The organism is Rheinheimera tangshanensis (assembly GCF_014645135.1).
Taxonomy (GTDB): Bacteria; Pseudomonadota; Gammaproteobacteria; order Enterobacterales; family Alteromonadaceae; genus Pararheinheimera; species Pararheinheimera tangshanensis.
On sequence record NZ_BMLH01000001.1, the window covers coordinates 807,803 to 822,262 of the forward strand.

11 protein-coding genes are annotated in these 14,460 nt (G+C 47.1%); 6 read left to right on the forward strand and 5 right to left on the reverse strand.

Annotated features, from left to right (window positions below):
* The first annotated feature begins 18 nt into the window (after positions 1 to 18).
* The 6 genes from IEW88_RS03630 to IEW88_RS03655 all read left to right on the forward strand — a co-directional run bounded on the left by IEW88_RS03630 (position 19) and on the right by IEW88_RS03655 (position 6,395).
* Positions 19 to 858: an endonuclease/exonuclease/phosphatase family protein gene (locus IEW88_RS03630; RefSeq protein ID WP_147902709.1), complete on the forward strand. Its 840-nt coding sequence runs from the start codon at positions 19 to 21 to the stop codon at positions 856 to 858.
* Positions 859 to 930: 72 nt separating this feature from the next.
* A complete protein-coding gene (locus tag IEW88_RS03635; RefSeq protein WP_147902708.1) occupies positions 931 to 1,746 on the forward strand; it encodes a c-type cytochrome in 816 nt (271 codons plus the stop codon).
* A 32-nt stretch (positions 1,747 to 1,778) separates the two neighbouring features.
* Positions 1,779 to 2,303, forward strand: a complete 525-nt coding sequence (locus tag IEW88_RS03640) for a hypothetical protein (RefSeq protein ID WP_147902707.1) — start codon at positions 1,779 to 1,781, stop codon at positions 2,301 to 2,303.
* A 438-nt stretch (positions 2,304 to 2,741) separates the two neighbouring features.
* A complete protein-coding gene (locus IEW88_RS03645; protein ID WP_147902706.1) occupies positions 2,742 to 3,830 on the forward strand; it encodes an alpha/beta hydrolase in 1,089 nt (362 codons plus the stop codon).
* Between the two features lie 138 nt (positions 3,831 to 3,968).
* Positions 3,969 to 4,850: a DMT family transporter gene (locus IEW88_RS03650; protein WP_221411335.1), complete on the forward strand. Its 882-nt coding sequence runs from the start codon at positions 3,969 to 3,971 to the stop codon at positions 4,848 to 4,850.
* A gap of 297 nt (positions 4,851 to 5,147) precedes the next feature.
* On the forward strand, positions 5,148 to 6,395 hold the full coding sequence (locus IEW88_RS03655) for an MFS transporter (RefSeq protein ID WP_147902705.1): 1,248 nt from the start codon (positions 5,148 to 5,150) through the stop codon (positions 6,393 to 6,395).
* Between the two features lie 54 nt (positions 6,396 to 6,449).
* Here IEW88_RS03655 and IEW88_RS03660 read toward each other — a convergent pair whose 3' ends face one another.
* The 5 genes from IEW88_RS03660 to IEW88_RS03680 all read right to left on the reverse strand — a co-directional run bounded on the left by IEW88_RS03660 (position 6,450) and on the right by IEW88_RS03680 (position 14,268).
* Positions 6,450 to 7,961, reverse strand: coding sequence for a tryptophan halogenase family protein (locus tag IEW88_RS03660; RefSeq protein ID WP_147902704.1), 1,512 nt, complete (start codon positions 7,959 to 7,961; stop codon positions 6,450 to 6,452).
* On the reverse strand, positions 7,958 to 9,454 hold the full coding sequence (locus tag IEW88_RS03665; RefSeq protein WP_147902703.1) for a 2OG-Fe(II) oxygenase family protein: 1,497 nt from the start codon (positions 9,452 to 9,454) through the stop codon (positions 7,958 to 7,960). The genes IEW88_RS03660 and IEW88_RS03665 overlap by 4 nt, the downstream gene beginning before the upstream one ends.
* A 104-nt stretch (positions 9,455 to 9,558) precedes the next feature.
* Positions 9,559 to 12,045, reverse strand: a complete 2,487-nt coding sequence (locus IEW88_RS03670; protein WP_147902702.1) for a TonB-dependent receptor domain-containing protein — start codon at positions 12,043 to 12,045, stop codon at positions 9,559 to 9,561.
* Positions 12,046 to 12,323: 278 nt separating this feature from the next.
* Positions 12,324 to 13,223, reverse strand: coding sequence for a sugar phosphate isomerase/epimerase family protein (locus IEW88_RS03675; protein WP_147902701.1), 900 nt, complete (start codon positions 13,221 to 13,223; stop codon positions 12,324 to 12,326).
* Between the two features lie 31 nt (positions 13,224 to 13,254).
* On the reverse strand, positions 13,255 to 14,268 hold the full coding sequence (locus IEW88_RS03680) for a LacI family DNA-binding transcriptional regulator (protein ID WP_147902700.1): 1,014 nt from the start codon (positions 14,266 to 14,268) through the stop codon (positions 13,255 to 13,257).
* Positions 14,269 to 14,460 lie beyond the last annotated feature (192 nt).

The window sequence follows — 14,460 nt, forward strand, 5'->3', positions numbered from 1 at the left end:
ATCGAACAGGCTAAGTTTATGAAATTTTTACTGATTATTTTGTCGTTGTCACTGTTGCCGCAACTGGCGTTTGCCGAATCACTCAAACTCATGAGCTATAACATTAGGTGTGGCTTCTGTGAAGCTGAAGGTACGCCGCAGTATTGGCCTGAGCGTAAGTTTCTGCTGGCGCATTTAATTCAAACCCAACAACCGGACTTAATTGGTTTACAGGAAGCCGAACTGTTTCAGGTGCATGATTTAGTGGCGATGTTGCCGCAGTATTTATGGTTTGGTGAAGGCCGTGATGATGGTAAAGCCAAAGGCGAAAGCACAGCCGTTTTGTATCGCAAAGACAAACTTCAGCTGTTGTCGGCCAAAACCTTATGGCTGTCAGAAACTCCGGAAAAAATATCCAAAGGCTGGGATGCAAACCTGAACCGCACTTTTACCAAAACCCAGTTTAAAGCGCTGAAATCCGGCCAAAGCTTTTACTTTTTTAATACCCATTTTGACCATATGGGCCAGCAAGCTCAGTTACAAAGTGCCTTGTTGCTAAAAGCTGAAGTGGAAACTTTACCTGAAAATGGTAAAGTGCTGCTGACTGGCGATTTTAATGTTGAGCCCAGCAGCGAGCCCTACAAGGCTTTGAGTAAAAGCTTAAACGACAGTGCCTTAGTGGCGGCACAGAAGCTTTCGCAAAACGCTGGTACTTTTAACGGTTTTGGTCGCGACCCCACTAGCCCAAGCCAAACCATTGATTTTATTTTTGTAAGTAAAAACCTGCAGGTCAGCAGTTATCAGGTGGATAACAGAAGATACAACGGCTTGTATCCTTCTGATCATGAAGCGCTGGTGGCTGTGGTGGAGCTAAACTGAAGGTGGACAATCCGGCACAGTATCTCTTAAAGACAGAGCATGCCGTTATCAATAGAGAAGGCAGAGTGAGCTATGAACAGAGCTTGGGTATTGGTGTTATTTTTGCTTTGCGGCGTTTTATCTTCAGCTCTTTATGCTCAAAGCCTGGATATTGAGCTACCTGATCAGAAGCTGAGCTGGACATCGGCCGAGATCAAACAGCAAGTACCAGTGCAGCGCATTAAGCTATTTGACCCAGTTTATAACAGTGAAAAAAGCTTTGAAGGCGTGTCTTTACTGCAGCTGTTAAAAGCTGCGGGTTATAAACCCGGTCAGGCAGCCGATGAAGTGGTGCTGACTGCCTCTGATGGCTATGCCCCCAGTATGCCGCTTGAGTATTTACTGGATGATCAGGCTGTACTGGTGTTTGCCGAAAGCGGCAAAAAGGATTTTGACTTTGAGCCAGTACAGCAAGGCAAAGCTATGGTATCGCCCGCACCATTTTATCTGGTGTGGAAACAAGGCAAAGCAGTCGAAAAAACCAGACCCTGGCCTTATCAGCTAGTAAAGCTGGAGCTGGTCAGTTTCCAGCAACGTTACCCCAAACTTTACCCAACCAATGCGCCACAAAACTCAGCTGCTTATCTGGGCTTTTTGCTGTTTAAACAAAGCTGCATCAGTTGTCATTCGATTAACCTGCAAGGCGGCGAACTAGGCCCTGAGCTGAACGCACCAAAAAACGTCACCGAATACTGGACAGAAGCTCATTTAAAAGCCTTTATCCCGAATGCCTCCGGCTACAGATACAAAAGCAAAATGCCCACTTTTCCGCAGTTTAGCGCTGAGGATATTGATCACTTAGTGACTTATTTAAAGCATATGAAGGAGTATAAAATTCAGGCGCCTTAGGGCGGGCCACAGAAGTTAAAGGACTAACCATAATGAAAATTCAACACCTGATAGCCTACATTGGCCTCATCTGCTTCATTAATGCTACCGCTCCACTGCAGGCGGCAGAACCTTTGAGGCATATGACGCTGCAGCAATTATGTCAGCCTTTGCCTGTGCAACCCACTTATGAACAATTTCAGGCTTATGAGCACTGCACAAAAGAGCAGGGGCCTGAACAAATAGCTCGCTATTTTGCGCAGATCTACCAAAAAAAACAGGGTAAAGCGATATTGGCTTACCTGGATGGCAGCGAGCTTAGGCTGCAAGACGTTATTGTGGATGACGCAGAGCATTATCAAAATTTCTTTTTGTGGGGTTGTGATCACAGCAAAAGGTACTGCGTGATCTTTAAAGCGGGTTGGGAATGGTGGAGTTATCTACTCATTGATCGTAAAACAAAACTCACCACAGAGTTAACTGGTGCTCCGGTGTTTTCACCCGATAGTCAGTTGGTGTTTGAATATCTGGACAGCCGGAACTCAGACACTTTTGATCGTAATATAGTAAAACTCTAACGTTTAAAGGATGACAAGATCACATTGTTATTGGAGAGGAATGACTCAGATTTTGGGGTTCATAGTGCAAAGTGGCTCGGTCCTTCAACCCTTGAAGCCAGCTTGCAGCACTTTGCGCCAGAGGATTATTCCCGGTATGTCGAAGTTGGACGGATGAGGTTGGTTGTCAGTGGGGATGAAGTGAACCTGATTATTGAAAAATAACAGCGATGCAGTAAGGCGGTTTAGGGCAGGTGCAAGAAATCAAACAACCAGAATAGATTAGTGCATCTGTAACGTTTAAGTTTTGTCTTGTTTTCCTGCATTTTTGTATAATAATATAGCAACTTAATTGATTCATCTTTATGTTAAGCGGTGCAGTTTTGCGGTAACAGCGCACTCTATTGTCATCCAAGAGTGTCTTGGGTATGAGGTGTGAAATAATCAATAGGGCATACTATGAATAAAAGTGGTTATTTAGCTCAGTACAAAAAAAAGCAGCAACCTTTTGTCTTTGGTCTGTGCTTTTTGTGTACCGGGTTCTTTGCTGTTCTGCCAGATCTTGCTTTCGCTCGTTTACAGAATGAAGCCGCATTAGAGTTGCTGCATCCTGATTACCGCAATCAGTTGACTGAAGTTTCGCAGCTCGTAGATAAAATTGGTTTTGCTGACATCACCGCTGAAAATTATAAAAAAGTGCGTATTGCTGAGGCTGCACAAATTAAAAAGCCAGCGCCAATTCCTGTTGTGAGTCAGAAAACCATCCCTGGTGCTGAAGGGGAACCTGATGTATCGATTCGCCTGATTAATTCCCTGGCTGGAGATGCTAAGCCCGTAATACTTTATATGCATGGCGGTGGTTTTGTCTTAGGTAGTGCGGCACTTTACCTGCCAAATATGCAGAAAATAGCAGAAAAGTATAACTGTACTGTTGTAATGGTCGAGTACCGTTTAGCTCCGGAAACTCCGTTTCCTGGTGCGCTCGAAGATAATTATGCGGCCCTCAAATACCTGTATAACAACGCAAGTGAGCTTGGGATTGATAAAGACCATATTGTACTGATGGGGCATAGTGCTGGAGGTGGTCATGCCGCTATGCTGGCTATTGCAGCCAGGGACAGAGCTGAAATCCCTGTAAAGCATCAAGTCCTGATCTTTCCTATGCTCGATGATCGGACTGGCAGTAGCAGGACAGTGCCTGCTCACATAGGTCAGTTGTTATGGACTCCGACTTCGAATGCGTTTGGATGGTCTGCTTTATTAGGGCAAAAAGCGGGTATGTCAGAAGTTCCTTATGGTTCAGTGCCTGCTCGTGTTACTGATTTATCGAAGTTACCTCCGACAGATATAGTGGTGGGCGCTATCGATCTTTTTGTCGAAGAGGATATGGAATACGCGAAAAGATTAATACTATCTGGCGTACCGACTGAGATCCATGTTTTACCAGGTATGTTCCATGCCTCCGAGACTATTTATCCTGATGCTGCTATATCAAAGCGATTTAGTGAATTAGAGAGCGAAGCTATAGCAAGGGCTCTGCGGAGATAACGCACTGATTTGTTGTGACTCCGTCTGCATAAGTGCCTAAACATCAGAGCCGAAAACCTGACAGCATAGCTAAGTGCTTTGTTGTTATTTATAGTGGGGTGAAACACAAAGCTCAGCCTGAGAGTGGGACTTATAAAAATGACCATCAGTACTGTAGTATCCCGCTTCTCGTCGCCCTGGTTTCTGCTGGCTGTAACAGCTTTGACTATGCTGGCTTTTGCGGCCAACTCCTTGTTAACCCGGATGGCATTGCTAGAAACCAGCATCGACCCCGCAAGTTTTAGCTCCATTAGGTTGATAGCGGGGGCTGTCACTTTAGCCTGTATTCTTGCAATCAAAGGTATTAAACCTTCAGTGACTCCAACGGGTTTATTGTCTGCAGCATTACTTTTTACCTACGCTGTTGCCTTTTCTTTTGCTTACCGCGGTCTGGATACAGGTGCCGGCGCTTTGGTTTTATTTGCTTCCTCGCAGTTATTGATGATGAGCTTTGGTCTTGTTCGTGGTGAAAAAACCAGCCTGTGGGGAATAGTGCTGGCGCTCGGCGGACTGATTGTATTTCTCCTGCCTTCAGATACGTCGGCTCCACTTCGTTACTCTGCCATGATGTTGGTCGCGGGTATCGCCTGGGGAAGCTTTTCATTGCTTGGCCGCGCCGGTGGTTCTGCGCTTAATAGTACTGCAAGCAGTTTTATCCTGGCCGTGCCCTTGAGCCTTGCATTGTTGTGGTTTCTGCGTGATCAGTTAGACATCAACCCTGTTGGAGCTTATTACGCTCTGTTATCCGGCTCTGTGACATCGGCTTTGGGTTATGTGGTGTGGTATTGGGTGCGCACCCAAATGGCGGCTATCACTGCAGGTACAGTGCAGCTGTCAGTTCCGGTGTTAAGTGCCATACTTGGCGTGTTACTGCTTGATGAGACATTATCTTTAAGAGATATTCTGGCTGCTGGCGTTGTGTTGCTGGGTGTTGCCTTAACCAGCTGGACCACTCGTATGGCAGACAAAGCCGCTAAATGATGCTCGTTCAATGGGTTTGCTTATCCCGGGTTCAGGTTATTTATAGAACAACCATTCTGTTGAAATAAATTTACTCTATAGATGAAGTTTTTTGTTGCCACTTAAACGATTAAGTTGTAGCTTTAAAGCATAATCAGATGCAAATAATCTGACCAACCGGATGCGTTGTTAGTGCCCTGGGGAGGGTGAACGCGCCGGATTTTATGGAGCTTGCTGCACAAACCGCTAAGGTAAGTGAAGATATCGCTCCTGATAAAACCAGCGCAGCCAAAAAGCGCACCTTGACAGGGTAGAACCATGCAACAAATTCACTCTTTAAATAGCAGTGCACCTGCCTCATCTGCAGCGCCACTGTCGTCCAGTGCTTTTACTCAGGTGAAGTGGATGACTTGCCTGATGTTTTTTGTCTTTGCTATGACCACAGACGCTGTGGGCGTGATTATTCCGCAAGTTGTAGCGCAGTTTCAGCTCAGCCTGACCGAAGCTGCCGCTTTTCACTACGTGCCAATGTTGTTTATTGGTTTATCCGGTTTGTTTTTGGGCCGTTATGCCGATAAGTTTGGCCGTAAAAAGGTGATACTGGCGGGTTTGGCTCTGTACGCCATAGCTTGTGTGGCTTTTATTTTTGGTGAAAGTTTTATCTTTTATCTGTTGCTGTTAGGTGTCAGTGGTTTAAGCATTGGTTTATTCAAAACCGGCGCTTTGGCTTTAGTGGGCGATGTCAGCCCTGATGCTGACAGCCACACCAGACTGATGAACAGAGTTGAAGGTTTTTTTGGTCTGGGCGCTATTTTTGGCCCGGCTTTAGTAGGTTTATTAATTGCTGCGTCGATCAACTGGACTCAGTTGTATTTATTAGCCGGGCTGATTTGTGCTGTGCTGTTGATTATGGCATCCCGACTGGATTACCCGGCTTATCAGCCACAACAACACACATCGGTCTGGCAAAGTCTGGCGCTGGTAAAAGATAAACATGCACTGGGATTTTCGCTGGCCATCGCCTGTTATGTGGCCACCGAAGTCGCGATTTTTGTTTGGTTGCCTACCTTACTGCAAAGTTACGATGGCAACTTCACTGTACTGGCCGCCCACGCTATTACAGTGTTTTTTATTCTGCGCACCGCAGGCCGCTTTTTAGCCGAGTGGTTACTGCTGCGTTTTAATTGGACTGCGTTATTGGCCTGGTTTGGCAGCGCTATTTTTATCTGTTTTGCGCTGAGCATGTATTTTGGTGTCGCGGCAGCTTTATGGCTGATGCCGCTGTCAGGCCTTTTTATGTCGATGATGTACCCCACGTTAAATTCCAAAGGCATCAGCTGTTTTCCACGTCAGCAGCATGGCGCAGCGGCTGGTCTAATTTTAGCTTTTACCGCCTTAGCAGCGGCTTTAGGGCCTTTACTGATGGGCCTGGTTGGTGATGCGATGGGAGATGTGCGTTATGGTTTTTATCTGGCAACAGGTTTTGCTTTGCTGCTGATGCTGGGGCTGTGGTGGAATCATTTTGTCCAACCTGCGGCCAGACGGCTTGCACTTGGGCATGATTAAGTTTTAGCTGGTTTTAAAACAAAGGCAGCCTTGGCTGCCTTTGTTGTTTTTAGTTTAAAGCGAAGCAGCTTTACAATGCTGGTCTATATACTGTTGATGGGTAGGCAAAGATAAAGCTGCAGCCTGCAGTGCCTGACTGAGTTTAGCCAAGCGCTCTGCGCCTTCAATGCTGCGATAGGCCAGCACAGCGTCGGTTTTTTGTGGCGTATTCAACTGGCCTATATGCACGGCTAGCCAACTGGTGTTGCCAAATAAATCCATTTCGCCCGGTATTAAGCGGCCCTGACGTTTAAATTGTTCTATCCGGTAAGTCAGTGGATCTGGTACTGGCATGGCGGCGCAGTAACGCCACATTTCGCTGTCATCCCGCTCTGTCAGTTTGTAATGCAGAATAATAAAATCGCGGATATTTTCTATTTCGCGAATGGCGACTCTGTTGTATTCCTCTGTCAGCAGCGGGTCAAAATCTCTATCCGGAAACAGCGCTAACAGCTTGGCTATACCGGCCTGAATTAAATGAATACTGGTAGATTCCAGCGGTTCTAAAAAGCCACTGGCAAGGCCTATAGCCACCACGTTTTTGTTCCAGAATAAGTTTCGTCGCCCTGTGACAAACTGCAACATACGGGGTTCTGCCAAAGCTTTGGCTCCGAGGTTTTGCAGCAGAACATCCTGCGCCTGTTGCTCGCTGATAAAGTGGTTACTAAAGACATGGCCATTGCCAGTGCGATGTTGCAGGGGGATGCGCCATTGCCAGCCTGCCTGATGAGCTGTGGATTTGGTGTATGGGGTAAATTCACCGCGTTCACTGGGCACAGCCCAGGCTCTGTTGCAGGGCAGCCAGTGTGACCAGTCCTGATAGCCGGTTTTTAATGTGTCTTCAATCAACAAACCGCGAAAGCCGGAGCAATCGATAAAAAGCTCGCCTTCCAGCAACTGACCATTATCCAGCTGCACAGCTTCAATAAAACCTGAAATAGAGTGTTGTTTTACCGCGCTGATTTTCCCTTCGATACGCAGCACGCCTTTGGCTTCGGAGTACTGGCGCAGATAGCTGGCATAAAGGCCTGCGTCAAAATGGTAGGCATAATCATGAGTCGATAATACATGGCGAGGATCTGTGACTGGTGGCGCAAAACGGCCTTGCTGTGCCGCTACCCAGGCCATGCAGTAGCTATCTAACGAGTCGGCTTTGCCTTGCGCTTTTGCGGCTAGCCAGTGATGGTGCAAGCTCACCAGGTCAAACTGACGGCCATAGCTGCCAAAAGGGTGAAAATAACTGTGGTTTTGCCGTCCCCAGTTGATGAATTCAATGCCCAGTTTAAAAGAGCCCTGAGTGGCGCGGATAAAGTCATTTTCGTTGATGCCAAGGCTTTGGTTAAATAAGCGGATCGGCGGTATAGTGGCTTCGCCCACTCCAACTGTGCCTATTTGCTCCGATTCAATCAGTGTAATATGACAGCCTTGTTGTAAGGCGTTGCTTAAGGCTGCAGCTGTCATCCAGCCTGCTGTGCCACCACCCACTATCACTATCTTTTTGATGCTATTGTTTGCTGCATAGCTCATCCAGGCTCTCCGCTAATAAAAGGCTGAGGTTCAATATCAAAGGCCAGAGTTAAACGTTCACCCGACTCAAAAGGCACAGTGTTGTGCCATAAAGTGGATGGAAATAACACCAGGGTACCAGCCTGGGGTTGATGCTGAAGTTGAGGATCTAATGGCAGCTGAAGCTCAGCCGGTGGCGCGCCAAATTGCAGCCAGCCGGCGGGTGCTCGCCCCAATTGTTCTGCCGCTGGGATCTCAAGGTGCAAAGCTGCGCTGAGCCAACCTGATGGATGGGTATGGCTGACATTAAAACCCTGAGTTTTCAGTAAAGTAGACCAACTACCGCTAAAACGACAGCGGCCTTGCAAAGCCCGGTCCCGTGTTCGCCCTAATAAGGGGTGCGCAGCGACTGCAGCTGGTAGTTGCTCGACATAACTTTTTACTGCAGTTTTTAATTTGTGTTTTAACTGCTGCAGCGGCTTTTCATGACGCAGCAGAATATGTTGATCGGTTTGAGTGCCTCCCCGCACCGATTGCTCGGCAAAAGGTGCTTTGGCTGTATGTAAAGAACGTATCACAGCGCATAACAGATTTAATTCGTTGCTACTTAACTGCAAATCAAAGGCTTTCACCTGCATAGATTCTGTGTCCAGCCACTTGGCTCTGCGATCCCCCAACAGACGCCAAATTAAACAAAGATAAGGCCAAAACACTGTGGCTGATGTAGTCTGAAGCCAGGGCAGGGCACTTTGCTCCGCCGCTTTTACATCGCCATGGCGCAGCTGAAACCGGGTGAGTGCCATAGCCCGCACCGGATCTTGTACCCTGGTTGTCTCTGTAAATAACAAGGCCGCTTTTGCATGGTCGCCTGATTCTGCAGCCACAAAAAGCCGGGCTAAGGTCAGTTGCAATTGCCCACCACAATGCTGTTCGGCTAACGCTAAAATGCGCTCACAGTGTGACCATTGTTTTAACTGAGCGTGGCAGCGAAACCAGTCCAGCCACAGCTTGAGATTTGTCGGTTGTTGTGCGCATGCCTGTTGATAGTTATCGGAAAAGTGGCTGCTATCCCCTGATGTAAAACGCATGCTGCTTAATAACTTGTGGCCGTCCAGCCACAGCGGATGAGCCGCCAGATTCTGCACTAATAGCTGCTCAGCCAGGCTGTATTCACCGTCAGCGGCTAAAGCCAAAGCTAAACCACGGTAGGCATTCAAATCGTCAGGAGTCAAAGTGGTGAGTTGATAAAACTGATCGACAGCAGAGTAACCTGCCAAAAAGCGGCTTTGCGCCAGTGCCATCAGGGTTGAGGCATCGGAGTCTTGCAGTACAAAAGCCTGACTAAAGGCATGCACAGCTTCCGTTTCATATTGTTCTTCATGCCAGGCAAAACCTGCTAGCTTCCAGGCCATGGCATCCTGCGGTGCCTGTTCAAGCTGTTGACGCAGCAGCGGGATCGCCAAATCGGCGCGGCCTTGTTGCAAATGCTGTTGTGCCAGCTGAACTCTGGTCATGCAGTGTCCTTGAAGCAATTACACCAATACGCATCAAACGGAAAAAGCTGGTAAAGCAGAGTGCACTTTACCAGCCTGTTTTTTCGCTATGCCTGAATGACAGTTTAGAACGTCACTGTCACTGAAGCTGTTGCTGTGCGGCCAATCACAGGATTTCCTGAAATTACGGTCGGCGTGACTGTGGCGTCTGCTAAACCGCCGCTGCCACGGATATCAAATTCATCCGTCAGGTTATACACCTGAAAGCCAAATTCCAGATTATCAGTTGGGCTGTATCTCAGGCTACCACCTAAGGTGTAGTTATCCGGATATTCATTGCCAGCACCGTCAATAGCTGCGGTCTGGCCTGTAATATTTAAGCCTGTTACCCATTGATCATTAATATGATAGTTGGACGACAGAGTGTAAATTAAATCCGGAATACCATCAGCGCGGGTCCAGTTGGTGGCTCCAGCTGATAGTTTTTCTGCATCTGAATAGGTAGCGTTACCCACCAGCGAGAAGTCGCCTATCCGCACTGTACCAAGAATTTCAGCACCCTGAGATTTGTATTCAGCGTCAATCACACAGCCACCAGCCACGCCACCACAACGGGTTGCAGATAACTCATAGGTGCTTTGTTTGAAGTCACCTTTGAGTAAGGTCAGTTCAAAAGTATAAAAACCATCCAGCACTTCACCACGGCGTTTCACCCCCAGCTCGTACTGATTAACAAAGTCGACGGCTGAAGTTAAGCCTTGCTGATTTAACGAACCATCGGCATTAATTTTACCGCTGACGGTTTGGCGGTCACCATTAAAACGGCCACCTTTAGAAGCCCGGGTAAAGAGGCTGGTGTCTTCGTTGAGTTTATACAAACCACCGACAGTCCAGGAGGTGTAGCTGACAGAGTAGTTCAGGTTTTCGCGCGCACCATTAGGGATCAGCGTTGGAATAGCTACGCCATCCACTACAGTGTTAAAGACTTCTCCACCAGCTGCAGTCCAACCTGAAGCATCCACAGTGTCACGACGTACACTGGCGTCCAGCGTAAACAGATCCGTATCAAAATCCAGCGCCAGGTAAGGGGCTGTATCTGTGTAGGCTAAATCATAATCACGGGCGTTACCTGCACCCCAGTTGTCATTAAAACCTGCAATACCGTTTGCAGTTAACTGGTTGCCTGCGTCATCAAATAAATCCAACATAGCCGGGTTATCGCCGCTGAGTTCAGAATAGGTTCTGTTGGTATGCCAGTCCGCTGCCACATTCTGGTTCATGTAAAAATAACCAGCGCGAGCGGTAAAAGTGTTGTCGTCTATAGCAAATTCTTTCGATACAGCTAAGTCGTTTACAAAGCTGCCAACGTCACGAATATTAGTATTCACGTTGGTGTTGTTATTCAGATAGGCAGAATCGTATAACTCACCGGCCTGAGGGCCATTGGCATAACGAATACTGTTTACTACAGCACCATTGACTGTTGAACCCAATACACTGGCTGTGGTGGCTGCATTGAAGAAGGGCGAAGTAAAGCCGCCGCTCATATCAGTCCAGCGCATTTTATTGTCCAGAACTATGTCGTTCTTGAATTCGTAATGCAGCTCGTTACCTAAAGAAAATGCTTCAGTGGTAATGCCTGACATCTCAACCCGCTCTGTTACACCTTCGCGGTTGACGATCAGAAACTCCTGATTATGGATAGAGTAGTTGGACTGATTACGGCCATCAAAACCAGGGTAAGGACGTAAATCGCTGAAACTGTTACCGTCGTAGTTAGCAAGAGCTGGCGCACCTGTATAGTTAGGTTCCTGAGTATCCGCTACTTTGACCAGTACGCGGAAATAACTGACATCGTCTGCAAGGAATTTGGTGACGTTGGCTTTTACCTGCGCGCTTTCGCTGACATTAAACGCAGCATCTAACGGGCCTTTACCTTGTTTGACATAACCACCGACATGGAAATTCACACTGTCGCTGGCCGAACCACCATAACGGAAATCAACTTTTTTCTCGTCATGACCAACACCAGTGTTCAGACGAAGTAAACCACCTTCAACTTCACCGTAGTTGCTGATGTAGTTGATAATAGCGCCAGGGGATTGAGAAGAGAAAGTTCCTGCTGTACCACCGCGAACACCTTCTACTCTGTCCACGCTTGAATCAAAACGGGTCCAGTAGTCGTTGTTACCAAACTGCAGATCACCAAATAATACCGTAGGTAAACCGTCTTCCTGAATTTGTACAAAAGGCGAGCCGCCAGTTGCCACAGGTAAACCCCTGACTGCAATATTGGAGTTACCGCCAGGACCTGCAGTACCTGCCACCTGAATGCCTGGTATCATACGAAACACTTCAGCTTCGGAGCTAGGCTGGAAATCTTTGATCATCTCTGCATCTACGCTGGTAACCGCAATAGCAGATTCAATCTGGGTACGGCCCGGCACACTGCCTGTAACCACTATAGTTTCAAAGGCTTCAGTTTCAGCTTTTTCTGTACTTGCTGCTTCTGTAGCTGCTGTGCTTTGCGCCCAGACAGGACCAGTTGCGATCAGTGTGGATGCGAATAAAACCTGCCGTACTGCGATTGAAACTTTCTGTTGCTTGAACATTGTATTTGCCCCCTGTCGGGTAGTTACTTAATCGATTAAGTTATTTTTTTATAAAAAAGCAACTGCCAGCTTTTTGCCATAGAGTCGCTTTATTGAATCATTGGATGAAGTTTTTTAATTCATCTCTTAATCGTTTTACTTCTGAATTTAACCGCTGTCAAGTCTGTCCAGAAAATAATCAATCCAAATGATGCTATCGCTGTGTAAATTTTAATCACTGAAAAAATAAGCCGGGCTAAAAAGTCCGGCTTATTTTTAAATGAATGATAGAGAAATCATTAGCTTAATAAACGACTTAATGCACTAAAACCCTGACGTATGGTTTCAACTCTGTTGTCGGTCTGATCGCGTTCAACAAAAGCATGATGTAAACCTGCGGCCTCTGCTTTGGCGAATATAGGTTTGAAATCTATCACCCCTTTGCCAACATCAGCAAAACCACCCGCTTTGTCCATGTCTTTCACGTGCCACAGTGGGAAACGACCTGGTTGGCGCGCGAATAATTCCAGCGGGCTCAAGCCTGCTTTGACCACCCAGTACAAGTCCAGCTCCATTTGTACCAGTTTGGCGTCCGTTTCATTCAACAGCACATCGTAAGGCACCTGGCCTGATAGCTTCACAAACTCAAAGTCGTGGTTGTGATACGCCAATTGCATGCCTGCAGAGTGAATTTTTTCGCCGGCTTTATTTAAAAACTCTGCCAGGGCTTTGTATTGATCAATAGTTTTACGGTCTGTGTCCATCAGATAGGGTAACACCAGGTATTTGTGGCCCACCACTACAGCTTGTTCAATGACTTTATCCAGATCCTTTTGCATCACATCCAGAGGGATGTGGGCAGATGGAGCGCTCAGACCTTCGCTGTCCATAATGTTCTTTAACGCGGCCGGACTTTGATCATAGTAACCGGCAAATTCAAGCTGGGTATAACCTACTCCAGCTACCAGTTTTAGGGTGTCGGCCACGCTTTGTGCCATCAGATCGCGTAGGGTATAAAGCTGTAAACCTGGTACCACTTTGGCTGTAGTGACCACAGTTTTGGTGTCTGCAGATAATGGCAGAGATGCTATACCTAAACCTGCAACACCTAAACCCAGAGCACTGAGTTTTAGAAATTGTCGACGTTGTTGATCCAGCAACTCCGGCTTTTGTTTCTTGGTCGAATGATCGTATGGCATGGTTTGCTCCTGCTATGGCTCGGTGATGAAGTCAGCCTAACCCTGCCGGAGCAGGACCTGTGCTGGCACGTTGAATAAGGTCAAAAGGTAAAATGACTTTAGGTGCTTTACCCAGACGACCTTCGATTAAATCTATGAGTAAACTGACCGCTGTGCTGCCAAATTCTTCCGCAGGCTGAGCTATAGTGGTCAGCGGTGGATCAGCAAAAGCGGCAAAAGAAATATCATCAAAACCAGCCACAGATATATCTCCTGGTACAGACCGACTAGCTTGTTTAATCCCTTGAATAGCACCTATGGCCATTTCGTCATTTTCGCAAAAGATGGCGGTAGGTGGATTGGGCAAAGCCAATAATTCGGTGGCGGCCTTGTGGCCAGACTGCAAGGTAAAATCACCCGGCAACAATAAACTTTCATCAAAAGCCACACCTGCTGCATTTAACGCATCTCTATAGCCCGCCACCCTGTCCCGGGTTAACGGACTACGTGCAGGGCCCTTGATCATCGCTATACGTCTATGACCCAGTTCCAGTAAATGTTCTGTCATAGCGCAGGCCGCTGCTCTGTTATCTAAAAGCACAGTAGGGCAGGCGATACGGTCTAACACCTCACAGGCATTGACCATAGGCAGCATAGAGTCTGATTTCATATCCAGCTGAGCAAAAGGATTGTGAGCGCGCAACTGGATTAAGCCATCGGCTTGAGAGGTATGCACCATACGGGCATAACTTTGTTCCATTTCCTCATCGGCCAGTGTGTTGCACAGTAGCAATGAATAGCCTTTATCATGCGCCGCTTGTTGCATACCACTGATCACCCGCGCAAAAAATACGTTGGCGACAGTAGGCACCAGTACCACCAGATTTCGGGTTTTACCTGAGCGAAATTTGACCGCCATTAGGTTTGGCTTGTAGCCAAGCTGTTTGACGGCAGTCAGTACTTTAGTTCGGGTCTTCAGTGACACCAAATCAGGTTGCTGCAAAGCACGCGAGACTGTGGCTACTGAGACTCCAGCTAGTTGTGCTACATCACGAATAGTGGACATGGGCTTGTTTCACTTTGAGAGTTTGCTCCGGATTTTATCTGGATATTCAATGCTATGCATCTGTTTAGTCCGGTATAAGCCCGCTAAACGCCATAGATGTAACCGATATCATTTATAAAGCACTTTTTTATAAATGGGAAGCGAGTTGTTTCGAAAGTCTTAGGCTTGATTAGTGCAAATGCTCTTATTTGG

Excerpts from the sequence above, each read along its gene's own strand:
- IEW88_RS03650 (WP_221411335.1), top strand. The coding sequence starts at position 3,969 with ATGACCATCAGTACTGTAGTATCCCGCTTCTCGTCGCCCTGGTTTCTG.
- IEW88_RS03655 (WP_147902705.1), top strand. The coding sequence starts at position 5,148 with ATGCAACAAATTCACTCTTTAAATAGCAGTGCACCTGCCTCATCTGCA.
- IEW88_RS03640 (WP_147902707.1), top strand. The coding sequence starts at position 1,779 with ATGAAAATTCAACACCTGATAGCCTACATTGGCCTCATCTGCTTCATT.
- IEW88_RS03675 (WP_147902701.1), bottom strand. The coding sequence starts at position 13,223 with ATGCCATACGATCATTCGACCAAGAAACAAAAGCCGGAGTTGCTGGAT.
- IEW88_RS03665 (WP_147902703.1), bottom strand. The coding sequence starts at position 9,454 with ATGACCAGAGTTCAGCTGGCACAACAGCATTTGCAACAAGGCCGCGCC.
- IEW88_RS03630 (WP_147902709.1), top strand. The coding sequence starts at position 19 with ATGAAATTTTTACTGATTATTTTGTCGTTGTCACTGTTGCCGCAACTG.
- IEW88_RS03680 (WP_147902700.1), bottom strand. The coding sequence starts at position 14,268 with ATGTCCACTATTCGTGATGTAGCACAACTAGCTGGAGTCTCAGTAGCC.
- IEW88_RS03670 (WP_147902702.1), bottom strand. The coding sequence starts at position 12,045 with ATGTTCAAGCAACAGAAAGTTTCAATCGCAGTACGGCAGGTTTTATTC.
- IEW88_RS03635 (WP_147902708.1), top strand. The coding sequence starts at position 931 with ATGAACAGAGCTTGGGTATTGGTGTTATTTTTGCTTTGCGGCGTTTTA.
- IEW88_RS03660 (WP_147902704.1), bottom strand. The coding sequence starts at position 7,961 with ATGAGCTATGCAGCAAACAATAGCATCAAAAAGATAGTGATAGTGGGT.
- IEW88_RS03645 (WP_147902706.1), top strand. The coding sequence starts at position 2,742 with ATGAATAAAAGTGGTTATTTAGCTCAGTACAAAAAAAAGCAGCAACCT.